Origin of the sequence: Mesorhizobium sp. M0410 (genome assembly GCF_040321435.1) — a bacterium.
Classification (GTDB): domain Bacteria; phylum Pseudomonadota; class Alphaproteobacteria; order Rhizobiales; family Rhizobiaceae; genus Mesorhizobium.
Window position 1 is genome coordinate 47,658 of record NZ_JAMYRN010000002.1, and the last position, 18,526, is coordinate 66,183.

Here is an 18,526-nt window from a genome sequence, read left to right on the forward strand (position 1 = left end):
GCTTCGGGGCGCCAGGCGTCTACCGCATTGACTCAGGTCGGTTCGGTGATGGCAATGATCACCCCTTCATCGCTGCCCGCACGTCCTTATCTTCGAGGGTTTGGTCCAGCGTCATCCGCGTGCGTTCAAGGATTTCATCAATATCGTCCTCGGTGCAGCAGAGCGGCGGCGCAAAGCCGAGGATGCCGCTGTTGAAGGCACGGATGACAAGGCCGTTTGCCCACGCGCGCTCGAAGATGCGGCGCCCCGGATCGGCCGCCGCCGGCAGCGGTGTCTTGCGTGCCTTGTCGGTGACCAACTCGATTGCTGCCAGCATGCCGCGACCGCGAATGTCGCCAACCAGCGGGTGGTCGGCGAGCGAGCGAAGGCCTTCCATCAACCGCTTCCCCACCTTCCGCCCATTCTCGAGCAGGCCATCTTCATAGAGACGCAGACATTCGAGCCCGACCGCCGCGCTCACGGGATGGGCCGAATAGGTATAGCCATGGCCGACAGCCGCTTTGCCGGCTCCGTCCGCGATCGTATTGTACACATGGTCCGACATGAAGACGGCGCCCATCGGCACGTAGCCCGAGGTCAGTCCCTTCGCCGTGGTCATGAAATCCGGCACGACCTCGTCTTCCTCACAGGCGAAGAGAGGGCCTGTGCGGCCAAAGGCAGTGATAACTTCGTCGGCAATGAACAGAATGTCGTGTTCCTTGCACACGGCGTGCAGAGCCTTCAGCCAACCTGTCGGTGGAACGAGGACACCGCCCGAACCCTGGATGGGTTCGGCGTAGAAGGCCGCAACGCGGCCCGCGCCGAGTTCTGCAATTTTGGCCCGCAGGGCCGCGACCGATGCGCCGATGATCGCCTGCGGATCGGAACCGACTGGATTGCGATAGGCGTAGTGCGAGGGAATCTTGTGCTGCCAGTCGTAAGGCACGCCGAAACCCGCGTGAAAAGCCGGGATCGCGGTCAGACCTGACCCTGCCGTCGAGGATCCATGGTAGCCGTGCTCCACGGAGATGAACTGGTCCTTTTGCGGCGTACCCTTGGCATGGTAGTAATAGCGAATGAAGCGGATCGTACTGTCGACTGCGTCGGAGCCGCCAAGCGTGAAATAGACATGGTTCAAATCGCCGGGCGCCAGCTCGGCAAGCCTGGCAGCAAGGCGAATGGCAGGCTCGGATCCCAACCCGAAATATCCCGTCGCATAGGGAAGCTCTCTTAGCTGCTTTGTCGCTGCTTCAATGACGCTTTCCTGGCCATATCCGATATTTACACACCATAGACCGGCGAATCCGTCCAGCAGGGTTTTCCCGCTTGCATCGGTCACGGTTGCGCCTTTGGCGGATTTGAGCACCCGCACGCCCGTCTCCTCGTGGCTCCGATAGCATGAAAACGGGTGAACCAGATGTGCGCGATCGAGTTCGATCAGTGAGTTTGCCAGCATTTGCTTCCTCCGATTCAGCGTAGTGCCTGACTTACGAGAGCGTAAGTCCGGTGTGGTGCGGTTTCGTCCTTCAGCTCGTTTTCCAGCGTGATCTGCTGCGCGGTCACGGTTCATTTCGGGCCTGAATTCGCCTAGGCCGAAGATAGCCCGCCGCGGACAGCAGTTCCTCCCGACCAGAACCTGAGCGATGGGCGTTTTGACTTTCCTTTGTCGCCGGCGCCGCATCTTATGCCGACGCGCGGCTGAAGGATCGCGCTCCGCCGAAGCTCGAAACGAACTCAGGCGCAACTCTCTGCCAAAGCTCTCACGCAATACAAAACAATCTGCTTCAGGGCGCATCGAATGCGGCGACTAGTCTTCTGCGGTCCTCATTATGATCCTTGCTGTTAAAGGCACGCGGTGCCGACAGGATTGGAAGGATCGACGCCCATGACCCAGTTCAGACCGAAATACATCACCTTCGACTGCTATGGTACGCTGACCAACTTCGACATGGCCGGTGCGGCGAGACGCGTATACGGCGCGCAGCTCTCCCCAGCTGGGATGGCGCAGTTCATCAAGGATTTCTCGGCCTATCGCCTCGACGAGGTTCTTGGCGCCTGGAAGCCGTACAGCGAGGTCGTGCACAATTCCGTGGAACGGACCTGCAAGCGCAACGGCGTCGCATTCCGGCCCGAAGATGCCCAACGCATCTATGCGGAAGTGCCGACATGGGGTCCGCACCCGGATGTCCCGGCGGGCCTGGCCAAGGTCGCCAAGGAGATTCCGCTGGTGATCCTGTCGAACTCCATGAAGAGCCTGATCATGTCGAATGTGGAGAAACTCGGCGCACCCTTTCACATGGTCATCACGGCCGAGGAGACCGGCGCCTACAAGCCGCAGATGAAGGGCTTCGAATATATGCTCGAGAAGCTAGGCTGCGGCCCGGAGGACATCACACATGTGTCGTCTTCATTCCGCTACGATCTCATGACCGCCTATGATCTTGGCATCAAGAGCAAGGTCTGGGTGAACCGCGGCCATGAACCTGCGAACCCCTTCTACGAATATACCGAAATCAAGGATATCGGCGGTTTGGCCGGCGCCGTCGGGCTGGAGCCTGTTCGGGAATTCGCCTAACTTTGTTTGCTGGCGCAGTCGCACCAGGCTGAGGCACTCCCAGACGTTAATAATCACTGGTCGCGATAGAGAAAGGGCGGTTTTCACCGCCCCTTTCTTGTGGTTCCAACGCTTTAGGGCTGCAAGTGTTTCCACCTGCGTGCAAGATAACTAGTTAAGCCCGCCAACATGAAGCGCCTTGACCTCGAGATATTCCTCGATGCCGAGCTGCGATCCTTCGCGCCCCACTCCCGATTGCTTGACACCGCCGAAAGGCGCAACCTCGGTAGAGATCATGCCTGTGTTGAGCCCGACCATACCGAACTCCAGCGCCTCGGCAACACGCCATGAGCGCTTGAGGTTGTCGGTGTAGAAGTAGGCGGCAAGGCCGAACGGCGTACCGTTCGCAATGGCGATGGCCTCTTCCTCCGTCTCGAAGCGAAAAAGCGGCGCCACTGGACCGAACGTCTCTTCCGATGCCAGGAGCATCCCCGCAGTAGCTTCTCCCAGCACGACGGGCCGTGCATATTGCTTACCCTCCGGCATCGTCTCGCTTTGGGCGATGATCTGCGCGCCTTTCGCCTGAGCATCGGCGATGTGACGCTCGATCTTGTCGATCGCGGCTGCGTTGATCATCGGGCCGATCTCAGTGCCCTCATCGGTCCCTGCGCCAACCTTCATCCGCGTGACGCGCCGGCTCAGCTTTTCGGCGAAAGCGTCGTAAACGCCTTCCTGCACAAGAATCCGGTTCGCGCAGACGCAGGTTTGACCGCCATTGCGGAACTTGGATGCGATCACCCCTTCAACTGCCTTATCCAGATCGGCGTCGTCAAAGACGATAAAGGGTGCGTTGCCGCCAAGCTCCAGGCTCAGCCGCTTGATGGTATCGGACGCGCCGCGCATGAGCAGCGCACCGACGCGGGTCGAACCGGTGAACGAGATCTTGCGCACCGTCTGATTGGCCATCAGTTCGTTGCCGATTTCGACGGGCATGCCGGTCACAATGTTGATCACGCCTGCAGGGATACCTGCCCGTTCCGCCAGAACGCCGAGCGCCAGCGCCGAGAATGGCGTAAATTCCGACGGCTTGATGACAACCGTACAACCTGCGGCCAGCGCCGGTGCTACTTTGCGTGCGATCATCGCGTTGGGGAAATTCCACGGCGTGATGATGGCGCAGACGCCGACGGGTTCTTTCAGCACCAGAATGCGGCGATCGGCCGTGGGTGACGGAATGGTCGAGCCACCGATCCGGCGAGCTTCTTCGGCGAACCATTTCACGAAGGAGGCGCCGTAATGGATTTCCGCCAATGCCTCGGCAAGCGGCTTGCCCTGTTCCAGCGTCAGCAGGAGCGCGAGATCCTGTTCGTGCTGGCGGATGAGGTCGTGCCAGCGTTCCAGAAATCCTGCACGCTCGGCATGCGTCCTTTTCTTCCAGCCTTTGAAGGCCTCGGCCGCGGCATCGATTGCCGCTCTCGTCTCGTTCTCCCCCATTGCGGGAACGGTGCCGAGAACAATTTGGCTGGCAGGGTCAATGACATCGACCGCGCCCTTCGTTTCCGCATCCCGCCAGACACCGCCAATCAGCGCCTGCTGGCGAAAAAGGTCGGAATCGTTGAACATGCCAACCTTCGTCATCGCATTCATGGTCTTTTCCTCTTCCCTTTCAACTTAATCCTGCCAGCACGGCCTGCGCGATCGTTTCAGTCCTGTCCTTGCCTGCGATCGTGCCAATCCCCCGCGCGGTTGCGGACTCGATTGCCGACATCACTTCCGCCGCAGCGTGCCCCTCGCCCAGATGCTCGAGCATCATGGCACCGGACCAGATCGCGGCGATCGGATTGGCGACGCCGAGATGCGCGATGTCGGGCGCCGAACCATGGACCGGCTCGAACATGGAAGGCACGCTGCGATCGGGATTGATATTGGCGGAGGCGGCGTAACCCAGCCCTCCCTGAATGGCCGCTCCAATATCGGTGAGGATGTCGCCGAAAAGGTTCGATGCGACGATTACGTCGAGGCTTTCCGGCGCCAGGACCATACGGGCGGCAATGGCGTCGATGTGGTAGTGCGAGACCTCCACATCGGCATAGTCTTTCGCCACCTCGCGCGTGACCTCATCCCAGAAAACCATGGAGTGCTTCTGCGCGTTGGATTTGGTGACAGATGCGAGCTTCTTGCGACGCGCCCGCGCCTGTTCGAAACCGAAACGGATGATCCGTTCGACACCCGTACGCGTGAAGATCGCAGTCTCAACCGCGACCTCATCGGCCGTGCCGGAATGAACGCGCCCACCGGCGCCGGAATATTCGCCTTCCGTATTCTCACGGATGCACAGGATATCGAAACCATCGGAGCGGAGGGGCCCCTGAACGCCCGGCAACAGCCGGTGCGGTCGTATGTTGGCGTACTGCGTGAAGCCTTTCCGGATCGGCAGGAGCAGTCCGTGAAGCGATACTGAGTCGGGCACTTCCGCGGACCAGCCCACAGCGCCGAGATAGATCGCATCGAATTTTCGGAGTGTATCGATGCCGTCTGACGGCATCATTGCACCGGTCTCCAGGTAGTAGGCGCACGACCACGGGAATCTTATGTCATCAAGGACGAAACCGCCCTGCTTAGCCGCCACTTGCAGCACCTGCCATGCCGCCTGCGTCACGTCCTTGCCGATGCCGTCGCCGGGGATCAGCGCTATCTTGTAGGTCTTCATGGATGGAGGTCCTCATTCGCACTGGCGTCGCCCGAACAGTAGTCGACCGCCCGCCGCATTTTCCGTCGAGGTTTATGCCTCCGACGGCGTCGAATCGCGTCAGGCGGAACCTGAAAAGCCGATTGTTCTGGAACCGCCGCGCGCTATTCGGCCGGACCTTGAGCACTGAACTCAGTCATAAACGCAGACGTAGATCTTGCGTACGGTCTCGATCGTGCGCCAGACGCCGACGAAACCGGGTTTCATCACGAAACTGTCGCCGGCGCGGTAGGTCTTGGTCTCACCGCCCTTCTCCTCGATTTCTACGAGACCCGAGACGATGTGGCAGAACTCGTAGATAGTGCCCTTGATCGAATGCGTCTCGCCGGGCGTCGCCTCCCAGACGCCGGTCAGAACCTTCTCACCTTTCGAGGCATCCTGCGCCCAAGTCTTGAAGGATGGATTGCCGGAAATGAGCCGCTCCGGAGCCGGTAATGCCTCCTTCGGCGCAAAGTCTGGAACTGTGTCGATCGTGATCAGAAGTGACATGTGATGATTCCTGGTTAGTAGCCGAGTGTCCGATCGACGAGGCCGATCAGTTCTTCTCCGGCGCGGTGGCGCCGAATGTTGTCGACGACGGATTGTGCCGCCGTATGCGGTTGCGTCACCGAGGCGATGTGCGGCGTTATCATCACCTTCGGATGCGACCACAGCGGATGGTCTTCCGGGAGCGGTTCTGGATCGGTGACATCAAGCATCGCCGCAGATACGTGACCGGTGTCGAGCGCGTCGATCAGCGCGGCCTGGTCCAGTTGCGGACCCCTGCCGACATGCAGCAGTTGAGCCCCGGCGGGCAGTAAGTGGAAGAACTCCGCGTCGAGCATGCCGTGCGTTTGTTCCGTGAGCGGGAGCAGGCAGACGAGAATATCCGTTTGCTTCAGAAAGCCCGCGAGTTGGTCCGTGCCGTGAAAGCAGGCGACGTCCTCGATCCGCTTTTCGCTGCGGCTCCACCCGGCAAGCTGAAACTGGAACGGCTTCAAACGCTCGATAGCCGCGCGGGCCAGCATGCCAAGGCCGAGAAAGCCAACCCGGCGTTCGGCCGCCTGTCGAGCGGCAATCGGTTTCCAGAGGCATCTTTTCTGCTGCTCAAGATAAGCGGGCATCTCGCGGTGGAGCGCCAACACGCCGAGCGCAACGTATTCCTGCATCATGCGTATGATGCCGTCCTCGACCATGCGCACAAGCTTCACATGGCTTGGCACCACGTCCTGCTTGAACTGGTCGACGCCCGCGCCGATGGAAAACAGCACTTCCAGATTGCGGTAGCGCGAGATCTCGTCCGGCACCGTCCAGGTGATGAGATAGCGCACCTTCTCCGGCTCCATCTCATCTCCGGAATGGAAGAAATCCAGATCCGGGAGCTCGCGCGCGAATATCTCGCGGAAGACCGCAGCACGCGCCGCATCGGAATTGAAAAGAAACGCCATGGCGACCGCCCTTCCTTCAGGCCGCAAGACGCGCGCCAAGCCCCTCGATCATCTTCCGGCAAGCGGCGAGTTCACCGATCTCGATATACTCATTGGGACGATGGGCACGGCCGATGTCGCCAGGACCGCAAATGATCGCGTCGATGCCGGCCTGCTGGTAAAGCCCGGCCTCCGTGCCGAAGCTGACGGCTGTGAGCGGCTCCTGCCCCGTCAGCTCGGTCAGAACGGCCGCTAGCGCGCTCCCGTTCGCGGGCGCGAGGGCGGGATAGGTGCTCAACTCGTGCCACGCCACATCGAAGCCACTGTCTCGCAGGGCGAAAAGCCGGGTCTTGACAGGCTCAAGCAGGGAGGCTGGAGAAACGCCGGGCACGGCGCGCACCTCGATATCGGCTGTGCATTGGCCAGGGATGATGTTGACCGCCTGTCCACCGGCGATGACGCCCACCTGCAAGGAAGAATATGGGGGCTCGAAATTTTCATCGAGCGGCCCGTCGGCGAGGGACTGGCCGTAGACCACGGCGTATGTGATGACGCTGGCCATGGCGTGCACAGCATTGAGTCCGAGATCGGGGCGTGAGGAATGGCCGGATCGCCCGATCACCTCGAGCCGCGCGGCGGCCTTCCCCTTGTGCGCGCGCACAGGCTGCATTCTGCTCGGCTCGCCGACAATGGCGCCAAGCGGCCTCTCGCATAAGCTCGGCAACGCGGCCAGGAGATGCGGCACACCACGGCACCCCGCCTCTTCGTCATAGGAGAATGCGAGATGAACTGGCTGCCGCAGGTTCATCGCCGCAAGTCCTGGGAGCGCGGCCAATGCGCAGGCGAGGAAGCCCTTCATGTCGGTGGTGCCGCGGCCGTATAGCCTGCCGCCCTCGCGGCGCAGGACGAACGGATCCGAGCTCCATTCCGGCTCGCCGGCCGGCACGACATCCATATGTCCGGAGATGATGTAGCCCCGACCCTGGCGCGGGCCGATCGTCACGAAGAGGTTGGACCGGTCGCCCTCGGGACCGGGCAGAACCGTCACCTCGGCTCCGGCTGCCTGACAGTAGTCGCGGATCCAATCGACGATCGCGCGGTTTGGCGTGCCCACAACAGAGGGAAATCCAATCAGCGTCGCGAGGATTTCATCCACGTTCATGGCGGTCCGCTCTAATCGCACATTATCACCGGGTGCAACCAGCGTATCCGCAGGCAGCAGAGTTCCCTGCCGAATTGCGTCATGCTTTGGCCGAAGATTGCGAAAAAGCACCTCGAACCAGCGAAACCTGCTGGCTTTCCCGTATAATGCTACGGCAAAAGAGGCATGTCGCGACATGGCGATCGATCACAACGTCACACCGCGTGCCTTGCGCATTTGTTGAAGGATCGACTGAGATGCAGAGATCAGTACGCCTGAAATCCTTCGAACTGGTCGCGCGGGACATCAATGATGTCGACGTTGAGCTGCTGCACGCGCTGTCGATCTCAGTCCGCTGGCCTCATCGGCCGAAGGATTGGAACCTACTGCGTCGCGCCGGCCAGGGCATCGTTGCCGTTGACGGTATTGGGCGCGTTTTCGGCAGCGCGATGTGGTTTCCTCACGGGGACGATTTCGCCACCATCGGCGTAGTGATCACAACGCCCCGCACGCAAGCGCAAGGAGGCGGCCGATGGCTCATGGACCTAGTCCTCGAGCAGTGCGGCGATCGCAACTTGGCACTCAATGCTACCCATGCTGCCTATCCTCTTTATGTCTCACTCGGTTTCACGACCGAGGCGACTGTATACATGCGCCAGGGGGAAGTCCCACCGATCCTCCCAACAGTGCCGTCCCTGGACGGTCAATTGCAGGCGCTGTCGAGCGACAGGCTAAAGGAGATCACGGCGCTGGACACCCGCGCGTTTGGGACAAACCGCGAGAGGCTGCTCACGTTGCTCGCGGCCGATGCCTCAATCTGCACTTTGAGCCGCGGCAGCGAGATCGTCGGCTATTCCATGTGTCGCGAGTTCGGGCGTGGTCACGTGATCGGCCCGATGGTCGCGCGAAACGATCTCGACGCGGTCCATCTTACAGCCGTGCATCTGAACGGACTGGCAGGACGATTTGCCCGTGTCGACACCCGCGAGAAGGATGGCGTGTTTGCCGCGTTTCTCCAGCAGTGCGGCCTCGGCATTGCCGAGACCGTTACGACCATGTCCAAGGGGCGCCGCTTTCTGAACCGGGAAGACAATGGGCCTTGGGTCTATGGATTGGCCGGCCACGCCTTGAGTTGAATGCAGCACGCTGTCGCCTTCAACCAGCGGTTAGAGGACCAGGTCGATCAGTGCGGGCGTCGATCAACCGGCTTAATGCCGTTGCCGTCACGCGGCCGGAACGGCTGCCGCCTCGAATCTGCTCCGAAGCCCGGATTCGGTCTCCGCTGCCGGCATTGTGAGCGTCCGACGCCCATCCGCCACGCCATCCACGATGACATGGCCGATGCCGCGCGAGCACGGCTCGATGCGCGCGTTGAGATGATAAATGTCCCGCAGCAGATGTGAGGTGATGATGTCCCGCGTTGGCCCGCATGCGACCAGCCGGCTGTCCGCGATGACCATTGTCTGATCGCTGAAGCGCAGGGCCTGATTGAGGTCGTGCAGGGCGATCAGCACGACCATGCCTCGCGCCCTGGCAAGTTCGCGCATGAGACCGAGCACTTCCACCTGCCGCGACAGATCGAGTGCTGATGTCGGTTCGTCCATCAGCAGGACCTCCGGCTCGCGCACCAGCGTCTGTGCCAGGCTGGCGAGTTGCCGCTGGCCGCCGGAAAGCTCGCCAATGTTGCGGAAAGCGATGTCGGCGATGCCGAGCGCCGCAAGGATCTCGTCGATGCGAGCCAGATCATCGTCGCCCACGGACCAGCCCATACCCTGCTTGCGGGCGAGCAACACTGACTCATAGACGGTGAGCACCGCGTTGGCGGACGTTTCCTGTGGCATGTAGCAGATGCCGCTCGTCCCGCGAATGGCCCCCTCGACATGCATTGCTCCCGGTCCGTGCAGGAGGCCGGCGATTCGCCTGAAGAGCGTCGACTTCCCGGCGGCATTCGGACCGATCACGGCCACAATGTCTCCGCCCTCGAACGCTGGCGTCGTCACATCCCGAAGCCGGAGGCTCGTGCCGTAGCGCGCGCCGAGCGCCTCAAGCCGGATCGTCACCATGAGCGCCTCGTGCTGGACAGGATGAGCGAGATGAAGAAGGGAATGCCGATCAGCGAGGTGACGATCCCGATCGGGAAGACCGTCCCCGGGATAAGCGACTTGCTGACGACCGAGCTGGCCGACAGGATGAGCGCGCCCGCGAGGGCCGATGCGGGCAGGAAGAAGCGTTGGTCCTCGCCGATGACCATGCGCGCGATGTGCGGGCCCACGAGGCCGATAAAACCTATGGTGCCGACGAAGGCGACGGGAATGGCGGCGAGGAGGCTCACCAGGATGAGCGTCTCGAGCCGCAGGCGACCGACTTTGACGCCGAAGCTGGCCGCCTTGTCCTCACCGAGCCTCAACGCAGTCAGCGCCCAGGCGCGCCGGGCGAAAATGGGTAAGACTGCGAGGAGAATGAATGTGGTGACCGCAAGCTTAGGCCAGGTGGCCTTGGTGAGGCTGCCCATTGTCCAGAAGACGACCGCCGCCAGCGCTTCCGCCGACGCGAAAAACTGGACGAGCGCGAGCAGGGCGTTGAAGGTGAAAACCAGCGCGATGCCGAGCAGCACGATGGTCTCCGCGCTGACGCCGCGCTTGACGCTCAGCACGTGAATTAGGAAGGCCGCCAGCATCGCCATCACGAAGGCGTTGATCGGCACTACATACTCGACTGCGGCGGGGACAAGCCTCACCGCGAAGGCAAGCGCAAGCGCGGCGCCGAAGCTCGCGGCGGCGGATATGCCGAGCGTGAAGGGGCTCGCCAGCGGGTTGTTGAGGATGGTCTGCATCTGCGCGCCGGCCACGGCGAGCGCCGCCCCTACGACAATCGCCATCAGGGCCACCGGCATGCGGATGTCCCAGAGCACCACGCGCACCTGCTGCGGCACGGTGTCGGGGAACACAAGGGCCCGCACGACCTCACCGAGGTCGTAGCGGGCGGGACCGACCGCAAGGTCGACGCACAGGCTGAAGAGCAGAGCAGCGCCGAGGCCGGCAAGGATCAACTGCCGCCGCCAGACGAGAGCGCGGTAACGCCCTCGTCCATCGGTGCTGTCGAGCGCGGTGCTGACGGCCGCCGATTCAATCGACATCGGTCAGCGAGACCCAGTGGCCGGGCCTGTATGCGATGGGCAGGAATTTCTTGTGCAACTCGCTGAAGGTCACCTCAGGATCAAGGTCGGCGAAAAGATCGGGATGCAGCCACTTCGCCATCTGCTGGACGGCCACGAACTGATAAGGACTGTTGTAGAACTGATGCCAGATGGCATGCACCGCGCCGTCCTCGACGGCCTTCACGCCGGTCAGAGCCGGCCGCTCGGTCAGCGCCTTCAGCTTGCGCACCGCCTCCGCCTCATCACGGCCGGGGCCGACGCCCACCCAGGCACCGCCCGATACATAGGCGTCCCACGAGCCGCCGGTGACGATGATCTGATCCGGGTCGGAGGCGATGATCTGTTCGGGATTGAGTGTGCCGAAGGTGCCGGGGATGATGTCCTTGGCGATGTTGTCACCGCCTGCCATCTCAACGAATTTGCCGAAATTGTCGTCGCCGAAGCTCATGCAGCAATCGTCTGAATAGCCGCCGGCGCGTTCGATGAAGACCTTGGGCCTTTCCGGCTTGGCCTTCTCGATTACGTCGGTAACGCGCGCGATCTCGGCGGCGCGCCAGGTGATGAATTCCTCGGCGCGCTCCTCCTTGCCGAACAGCCTGCCAAACAGGCGCATGCTGGGTTCGGTGTTGGTAAAGGGACGCTCGCGGAAATCGACATAAACCAACGGAATGCCGGCAGCGGTGAGCTTCTCGATATACTTGGCGTCTTCCGTGGCCTGCTTCGACTCGATGTTCATCACGATGACGTCGGGCTTGAGCGATATCGCCTGCTCGACGTCGAAAGTGCCGTCCTTGAAACCGCCGAATGTGGGGATATTCGCCATCCTTGGGAATTGTTCCAGATAGGCGGCGTAGTTGTCCGGATCCGCTTGGCTGAAATCCTCGCGCCAGCCAGCGATGCGCTTGAACGGATCCTCGGTGTCGAGCGCCGCGACGAGATAGACCTGCCGGCCCTCACCCAGGATTACCCTCTCGACAGGCACGTTCACCTTGACCTGGCGGCCCGTGATGTCAGTCACTGCAACCATTTCGGCCCTGGCGGCCAGCGTCATCGACAGAGCGACGATAGCGGCCGCCATCGTCGCTGCTGGGATCTTTCCGAAATTCATCGCGCCCTCTCTTGAAATGGATCAGCCGGAGGTGGCTTATAAAAGATGACTTCAATTCTCAAGAAATATCTTTTAGAGCCATTCCAGACTGGTACGACGACAAGGGGTCTGGAATGGCGGGCGAGCCCAATTATTCGCTGCGGGACGAGATACGCGACTATTGGTCGACGCGCGCCGGAACATTCGACCTTTCGGTGGGGCATGAAATCTTCTCACAGCGGGAACGCCTGGCCTGGCACAGGCTGATACTCAAGCACTTGGGGCGCGGGGATGGGCGTCGCGCTCTCGACCTCGCTTGCGGCACCGGGGTCATATCCCATCTCATGCACGACCTGGGTTATGCCGTGACCGGGCTCGATTGGTCAGAGGCCATGCTTGCCCGCGCGCGTGCAAAGGCGACGCAGAGGGAAAGCGGCATCCGGTTTCTGATCGGTGACGCCGAGCGAACCCTTGAAAAAGCAGAAAGCTACGACGTCCTCGTCACTCGTCATCTCGTCTGGACGTTGGTGGATCCGCGAGCGGCATTCGCCGAATGGTTCTCGCTGCTCAAGCCGGGCGGACGGCTGCTGATTATTGATGGTGATTTCGTCAGTACGACCTGGCTAACCCCTCTGCGACAAGTCCTGGAAAGGGCGGTTGGCCGGACGGTCGGGCCGGTCCACGAACTGGATCAGGTGATGGCGGACCGCCATCGCAGCATCCTGTCACGGCTGCACTTTTCGCGCGGCGCCAAAGCGGACGAGGTCTGCGCGCTTCTGGTTGAGGCTGGCTTTGAGATGCCCGTGGTCGACACCCGGCTCGGCGCAACTCATCGTGCGCAGGCGCGGCACATGAACTTCCTCAGGGCGCTGGAACGCTCGACGCAGCATCGCTACGCGATTTGCGCGACCAAGTCGGCCTGGTAGTTGGGGAATTCTAACGATTTCCACAACCATCTATCGGCGATCGTCGGCTCCCACCCCGCCATTCTGATCTGACATCCGTAGCGCAGACAGAATCCGATTGCTCGCAGCGGCCTCTAAAGACGCGACAGCACAGGGCGAAAGACCACCGCGGAAAGAGACTTAGAAAAGAAGCTGTACGGATTGTCCCTGCGCCGAGAGCAGTTTGACGGCCTTCCGGTCAAACGAGACGAAAGTCTCCCCGCCAAGCCAGCCGCCGTCAAAAGCGATCACGCCGTCCGCGAAATCGCCGCCGGCATCGAGGACTGACAGCCCTGACTCAACTGCCGGCCGGTTGACGACAACATTCGCGGTGTTCAGCAACGCCCGGATCGCCGCGGCAATATTTTCGCGCTCTGTCTGGTACTGCCGGGCCAGAACCCGGGCGAACTCGCACAAGCCTGCAAGCTCACGGCCACGATGTCCGCTTTGGCCAGCAGGTCGACGGCAATGGCGGCCTGCGCGTCATCATCGGCGACATAGGCGCGCAGCAGCACATTCGTGTCGGCCGTCACCCTCATTTCTTGCCGGACCCGGCCGCCGCGCCCGCTTCCGCTATCGCCTCGTTGATCTCCTCGATGCTGAGCACCCGGCCGTTCGTCTTGCCTCTGAGGAAGCCGTGGAGGTCCCGGAACGACCCGTTCGCCCGTGCAGCCCTCAATTCCGCCCGACCGTCGGGCAGCAGATCAAGCTCGATCTTCTCGCCCGGTTTGATGCCCAGATGTTGCAGCACGTCATTGCGGAACGTCACCTGTCCCCTTGTCGTCACTGTCAACGTTGCCATGTTAAACATTCCTGTTCTCGCGATAAGATCATGCAAATCTGCATTATTATCAATGCAGATGGTCGGGGGGCCAAAGCTTGGCGTCCATGCGGCGACTGAATGGCATTGATGCCTTTTAGAAAGCCGTCAGGCATCGTGGATTCGCGCTCGCCCCCTCGTTCGACTGATTCTGATGTTGGCCGAACCGGTTGATCTGCCCCCTGCGACGTCGGAGTTGTACAGGAGCCCTCTTTGCCGAGCAGATACTCTAAGTCGCATTTATTGGCCGTAAGTTGTCAGTCCGCTACGTCAAGGTCGAGCCGGAGATTGAGAAGAACGGAGCCATCGCCGCATAGCGTGTGCCTGCGTGGGTCTGGACGGACCCACTCATGCGCAATATGAATTATCAATGGAGATGAGGCCTGCCGTGGCGATCACATTTTCGCGGTGTCGCTAAGGCAGGTGGCGCTCGTTCAATGCTGCTGCGCCGGGCGGTTGGCCTTCTGGTCTAACGCTGCCCGCAGAAGTGTCGATATCAGGGGATCTGGTCAATGACCGACAACAAGCCAGACGTTACCAAGGATTGGCAAGCGACGCAGGGCCAGAAGTCCTCCGCCACGCGTCTTCGCCTTTTCGCCGCACTCTCGTGGATCGTCGCCATTGGCGGCGAGATCTACGGAATCATGCTGCTTCGCCAGAACAAGTTCGACCAGGCACACCTGCCGCTGGTCATCGGCCTTCTGGTCGGCATCGCGATTTTCGCAATCGCCGGCAACTTGCTGTGGAAGGCGGCCAACAGGCACGATCCGGCCCGTGCATCCGACGCGGCCAGGTTCTTCTTCCAAAACCAGCTCGGCGCAATCATCACGCTGATTGCCTTCCTCCCGCTGGTTTTCTTGATCCTCACCGACAAAAACATGGATCCGCGGACCAAGAAGGTTGCCGGCGGCGTCGGCGCTGCGCTGGCCGTGCTCGCGACGGTCATGGGGATCAGTTTCAACCCCCCGTCGGTCGAACAGTACACCCAGGATATGAACGCATGCGCAGCCCAGATCAAGTCGGGGCAGCCCACCACCGCCTGTTCGCCCGATGTCGCCGCTCAGGCGCAGGCGATCGCGACGGACACCGCCGCGGTAACGGCGGCGACGCGGGACGCGAGCCACCCCGCCGGTCAGGATGTCGTCTACTGGATCGCGCCGGAACCCGGAGCCGCGAAGTCCGCCGAGCCGCATGTTTTCCACCTCTGCGCAGGCGTGAGTCCGCTGAAGGGCAAGACCGTGAATAGTGGCTCAGTGACGGAGGCCTACGCGCAGAACGCCGTCCGCATCACGAAACAGATCGATATGGAACAGAAGCAGTGCGGGTTCACCCCCACAACCAGCACCAACTGAACCTGCCTGCGCTCGATCGCGTCTATCGGGGCCACAGCGCCAGCCCGGAGAACAATGATGCATAGATGGACGGTGTGTATACCCGTAGAGGGTTAAAGGCCCCTACGATCGGCTTTAGAGGAGACTACGTCGATGACGAACGTGCGCGCCCTTGTCCTCGAACGCCAACACGAACTCAAGCTGCGTGACATCGATCTGCCACAGACCGTCGGCCCGGGCGAAGTTCGCATCAAAATCCACACTGTCGGCATCTGCGGCTCCGACGTGCACTACTACACACATGGCCGCATCGGCCCGTTCGTGGTCGAAGCGCCGATGGTCTTGGGCCATGAAGCCGCCGGCACCGTCGTCGGAACGGGTGAAGGCGTCGAGCATCTGAAGGTCGGCGACCGCGTCTGCATGGAGCCGGGTATCCCCGATCCCAATTCGCGGGCGAGCCGGCTCGGCCTCTACAACATCGATCCAGCGGTCAGGTTCTGGGCAACGCCGCCGATCCACGGCGTGCTGACGCCCTATGTCGTCCACCCCGCCAACTACACTTTCAAACTGCCCGACAATGTCAGCTTCGCCGAGGGCGCGATGGTGGAGCCCTTCGCTGTCGGCATGCAGGCGGCGGCCAAAGCGAAGATTGCGCCGGGTGACACCGCGGTGGTGATTGGCGCCGGGCCGATCGGCACGATGGTGGCGATCGCCGCGCTCGCCGGCGGCTGCGCCCGCGCCGTTGTAGCAGATCTCGCCCAACCCAAGCTCGACATTGCCGCCGGCTACCAGGGTGTGATCCCGATCAACGTCCGCGACAAGAACCTGGCGGCGGAGGTCAAGCGCCTGACCGATGGCTGGGGCGCCGACGTGGTGTTTGAATGCTCGGGCTCGTCCAAGGCATGGGAGACCCTGCTCGATCTGCCGCGGCCCGGTGGTACCGTGGTGGTGGTCGGCCTGCCGGTCGCGCCGGTGGCGTTCGACATCGCTACGGCCTCTACCAAGGAAATTCGCATCGAGACGGTATTCCGCTATGCCCACCAATATGACCGGGCGATCGCACTGATGGGATCGGGTCGGGTCGATCTCAAACCATTGATTTCGGCGACCTTCCCCTTCGAAGACTCCATCACCGCATTTGATCGCGCGGTCGAAGCCCGGCCGGCGGACGTAAAGCTTCAGATCCAATTGCCGGATTAAGGCGAGTTCCAAATCCCCCGGGCTGCCCTCCCGATCTCCTGTGCGTTGCGTAGCTTCTTGGGCCGCCAAGGCTGGCTGACGGCAGCCCTGAGCGCTTTTGGTGCTGACACACGGCATTTATCGGCGGCGCTCCCTCCAAAAACAACTCCACACCCGGCGATGACGGGATCCTCTGGGACCACGAGCAAATCCCTTGAGTGCTGAGGGAACCGACACTTGACAAATCGGCGGCCGTCCGACACGCTCTTAACAAAAGGCACAACAAACTTACAAAAGTTCAAGTTGGCACAATCTGGCCGATAGGGAGAAGGCCGATGCATCTCTGTGACCGAGCGGAGATTTGCGCGTGAGCACGATGACCGTGACCCGCGAAACGCCCAGATGGGCCCTGCCCCGGTTCATGACGGCCGAGCATCCTTTCCCCTGGCTCGCGCCGATCACGGTGATGCTTCTCGTTTTCGGTATCTACCCCCTCGCCTATTCAGTCTGGCTGTCGTTCCACAAACGCAATGTCGTCTCCCGGCAACTTGACTTCGCCGGGCTCCACCAATGGACGCGCGCCTTCTCGGATGCGCGTATGTGGCATTCGTTGGAAACCACGCTGATCTACACCTTCGTCGCGCTTGCGGTTCAGCTTGCGCTCGGCATCCTCATCGCGCTTCTGCTTGACACCGATCGCAAAGGTTACGGGGTGCTTCGGGCGCTGATGACACTGCCGCTGGTGGTGCCGCCTGCGGTGACCGGAATGATGTTCCTGCTGATGCAGGACGGCTCTTTCGGCGTCCTATCGTTTTACCTCTATGCCCTCGACCTGATCTCGCCGGCACAGCCGATCCTGACGCAGCCCGGAACCGCATTGGCGGCGATCCTGCTGGCAGACATATGGCAGTGGACGCCGTTCATGGTGCTCATCATCCTGGCAGGGCTCAGGGCACTGCCGAAGGAACCTTTCGAGGCAGCGGCGATCGACGGCGCCACCGGGATCCAGACGTTCTGGCGGCTCACATTGCCGATGCTGCGCAAGGTGATAGCGGTTGCGGTGCTGATCCGCGGCGTCGATCTCTTTCGCATCTACGACTACGTCTACATCATCACCGCTGGCGGGCCAGGCACGGCCACCGAGACGCTTTCATTCTACGCGGGGCGAATCTACTTCACCGGAGACTTCCCCTATGCCGCGACCCTGTCGCTGATCGTGCTCGTCGCCTTGATCGTCGTGTCGAACCTCTTCGTCAGGCTGTTCAAGGTGAGGTTCTGATGGAGTCGTCGCGCGCCCAAACGATCGCCCGTGACGTGCTCGCCGTTTTGGTGGTGGCGATCTTCATGTTCCCGATCGCGTGGTGGGCCCTGTCGTCCATCAAACCCTATTCGGCGATCTTCGATCGCAGCGGGCCGGTCTACACCGGTTTCACGCCGACGCCGGACAATTACCGCGTGACGTTGCTTGGCGTTTCGCGCGTCGACATCGGCATGGAACAGGGCGGCGAAGCGGCCGGGGTCATCAAGGGGGGCGCGAGTTCCTATGATTCCCGCCAGTCGTTGCTCGACAGTGCCATCATAGCCGTCGGATCGACGGCGCTGACGCTGCTGCTCGCAACTCTGGCCGCCTACTGCTTGTCGCGAATGCAGTTCAGCGGCCAGCAGTCCTTCCTGTTCTGGATTCTCTCGCAGCGCTTCATGCCGCCAATCGCGATCGTCATTCCGATCGTTTTCATGTTCCGCGATCTCGGCTTGCGCGATACCTATACGGGCCTCATCCTCGTCCACAGTCTGATCAACCTGCCGCTGGCGGTTTTGCTTTTGAAGTCGTTCTTCGACGATGTTGCGCGCGAGGTCGATGAGGCGGCGCTGATCGACGGCGCGACGCGCTGGCAGACGTTCCGGCGCGTGGTCCTTCCCATGGTCAAGGGCGGCATCGCTGCGACGGCTGTGCTGTGTTTCATCTTTTCGTGGACCGAGTTCCTGCTCTCACTGTTCCTGACGACGTCGATCCGCACCGTGCCGGTGAAGATTTCGACCTTTGTCACCTCGACCGCAACCGAGTGGGGCTACATCACAGCGCTCGGCACGTCCGCGATCATACCCAGCTTCATCTTTATCCTGCTGGTTCAACGGCATCTGGTCCGCGGCCTCACCCTCGGGTCCCTGAAGGAGTGAG

At 61.6% G+C, this 18,526-nt stretch carries 17 protein-coding genes and 1 pseudogene; 7 read left to right on the forward strand and 11 right to left on the reverse strand.

Features of this window, described 5'->3' with window-relative positions:
* Window positions 1-58: 58 nt before the first annotated feature.
* Window positions 59-1,435, reverse strand: a complete 1,377-nt coding sequence (locus NKI63_RS02340) for an aspartate aminotransferase family protein (protein ID WP_352820549.1) — start codon at window positions 1,433-1,435, stop codon at window positions 59-61.
* Between the two features lie 429 nt (window positions 1,436-1,864).
* Here NKI63_RS02340 and NKI63_RS02345 point away from each other — a divergent pair, with 429 nt between their 5' ends.
* Window positions 1,865-2,554, forward strand: coding sequence for a haloacid dehalogenase type II (locus NKI63_RS02345; protein ID WP_352752789.1), 690 nt, complete (start codon window positions 1,865-1,867; stop codon window positions 2,552-2,554).
* A 150-nt stretch (window positions 2,555-2,704) separates the two neighbouring features.
* On the opposite strand, the gene NKI63_RS02350 is transcribed toward NKI63_RS02345, so the two are convergent.
* From NKI63_RS02350 to argE, 5 genes are all read right to left on the reverse strand, one after another.
* Window positions 2,705-4,180, reverse strand: coding sequence for an NAD-dependent succinate-semialdehyde dehydrogenase (locus NKI63_RS02350; protein WP_352777390.1), 1,476 nt, complete (start codon window positions 4,178-4,180; stop codon window positions 2,705-2,707).
* Between the two features lie 19 nt (window positions 4,181-4,199).
* On the reverse strand, window positions 4,200-5,243 hold the full coding sequence (locus tag NKI63_RS02355; protein ID WP_352777389.1) for a tartrate dehydrogenase: 1,044 nt from the start codon (window positions 5,241-5,243) through the stop codon (window positions 4,200-4,202).
* 171 nt (window positions 5,244-5,414) lie between these two features.
* Window positions 5,415-5,771, reverse strand: coding sequence for a cupin domain-containing protein (locus NKI63_RS02360; RefSeq protein WP_023678793.1), 357 nt, complete (start codon window positions 5,769-5,771; stop codon window positions 5,415-5,417).
* Between the two features lie 14 nt (window positions 5,772-5,785).
* Window positions 5,786-6,709 (reverse strand): 2-hydroxyacid dehydrogenase, encoded by a 924-nt coding sequence (locus NKI63_RS02365; protein WP_352752794.1) that lies wholly within the window; start codon window positions 6,707-6,709, stop codon window positions 5,786-5,788.
* A gap of 16 nt (window positions 6,710-6,725) precedes the next feature.
* Window positions 6,726-7,850: an acetylornithine deacetylase gene (argE, locus tag NKI63_RS02370; protein WP_352752796.1), complete on the reverse strand. Its 1,125-nt coding sequence runs from the start codon at window positions 7,848-7,850 to the stop codon at window positions 6,726-6,728.
* A gap of 236 nt (window positions 7,851-8,086) precedes the next feature.
* Here argE and NKI63_RS02375 point away from each other — a divergent pair, with 236 nt between their 5' ends.
* On the forward strand, window positions 8,087-8,965 hold the full coding sequence (locus NKI63_RS02375; protein ID WP_352820551.1) for a GNAT family N-acetyltransferase: 879 nt from the start codon (window positions 8,087-8,089) through the stop codon (window positions 8,963-8,965).
* Window positions 8,966-9,052: 87 nt separating this feature from the next.
* On the opposite strand, the gene NKI63_RS02380 is transcribed toward NKI63_RS02375, so the two are convergent.
* The 3 genes from NKI63_RS02380 to NKI63_RS02390 are packed head-to-tail and all read right to left on the reverse strand — an operon-like array spanning window position 9,053 to window position 12,064.
* Window positions 9,053-9,892, reverse strand: coding sequence for an ABC transporter ATP-binding protein (locus tag NKI63_RS02380; RefSeq protein WP_352701472.1), 840 nt, complete (start codon window positions 9,890-9,892; stop codon window positions 9,053-9,055).
* A complete protein-coding gene (locus NKI63_RS02385; protein ID WP_352646232.1) occupies window positions 9,886-10,965 on the reverse strand; it encodes a FecCD family ABC transporter permease in 1,080 nt (359 codons plus the stop codon). The genes NKI63_RS02380 and NKI63_RS02385 overlap by 7 nt, the downstream gene beginning before the upstream one ends.
* On the reverse strand, window positions 10,955-12,064 hold the full coding sequence (locus tag NKI63_RS02390; RefSeq protein ID WP_352702051.1) for an ABC transporter substrate-binding protein: 1,110 nt from the start codon (window positions 12,062-12,064) through the stop codon (window positions 10,955-10,957). Before NKI63_RS02390 ends, NKI63_RS02385 begins: the two co-directional genes overlap by 11 nt.
* 143 nt (window positions 12,065-12,207) lie before the next feature.
* Here NKI63_RS02390 and NKI63_RS02395 point away from each other — a divergent pair, with 143 nt between their 5' ends.
* The gene (locus tag NKI63_RS02395; RefSeq protein ID WP_352701473.1) at window positions 12,208-12,999 is read left to right on the forward strand and encodes a class I SAM-dependent methyltransferase; all 792 of its coding nucleotides are present in this window, start codon (window positions 12,208-12,210) and stop codon (window positions 12,997-12,999) included.
* A gap of 159 nt (window positions 13,000-13,158) precedes the next feature.
* Here NKI63_RS02395 and NKI63_RS02400 read toward each other — a convergent pair.
* A pseudogene (locus NKI63_RS02400) lies at window positions 13,159-13,556 on the reverse strand (type II toxin-antitoxin system VapC family toxin).
* Window positions 13,553-13,819, reverse strand: a complete 267-nt coding sequence (locus tag NKI63_RS02405; RefSeq protein ID WP_352701474.1) for an AbrB/MazE/SpoVT family DNA-binding domain-containing protein — start codon at window positions 13,817-13,819, stop codon at window positions 13,553-13,555. The pseudogene NKI63_RS02400 and the gene NKI63_RS02405 overlap by 4 nt, the downstream one beginning before the upstream one ends.
* 530 nt (window positions 13,820-14,349) lie before the next feature.
* Here NKI63_RS02405 and NKI63_RS02410 point away from each other — a divergent pair.
* The 4 genes from NKI63_RS02410 (at window position 14,350) to NKI63_RS02425 (ending at window position 18,525) form a co-directional block, all read left to right on the forward strand.
* Window positions 14,350-15,189, forward strand: coding sequence for a succinate dehydrogenase/fumarate reductase transmembrane subunit (locus NKI63_RS02410; protein ID WP_352820392.1), 840 nt, complete (start codon window positions 14,350-14,352; stop codon window positions 15,187-15,189).
* A 132-nt stretch (window positions 15,190-15,321) separates the two neighbouring features.
* Complete coding sequence (locus NKI63_RS02415) at window positions 15,322-16,368, forward strand: NAD(P)-dependent alcohol dehydrogenase (protein ID WP_352777382.1); 1,047 nt, start codon at window positions 15,322-15,324, stop codon at window positions 16,366-16,368.
* Between the two features lie 355 nt (window positions 16,369-16,723).
* Window positions 16,724-17,626, forward strand: a complete 903-nt coding sequence (locus NKI63_RS02420) for a carbohydrate ABC transporter permease (protein WP_352820553.1) — start codon at window positions 16,724-16,726, stop codon at window positions 17,624-17,626.
* Complete coding sequence (locus NKI63_RS02425) at window positions 17,626-18,525, forward strand: carbohydrate ABC transporter permease (RefSeq protein ID WP_352820394.1); 900 nt, start codon at window positions 17,626-17,628, stop codon at window positions 18,523-18,525. Before NKI63_RS02420 ends, NKI63_RS02425 begins: the two co-directional genes overlap by 1 nt.
* Window position 18,526 lies beyond the last annotated feature (1 nt).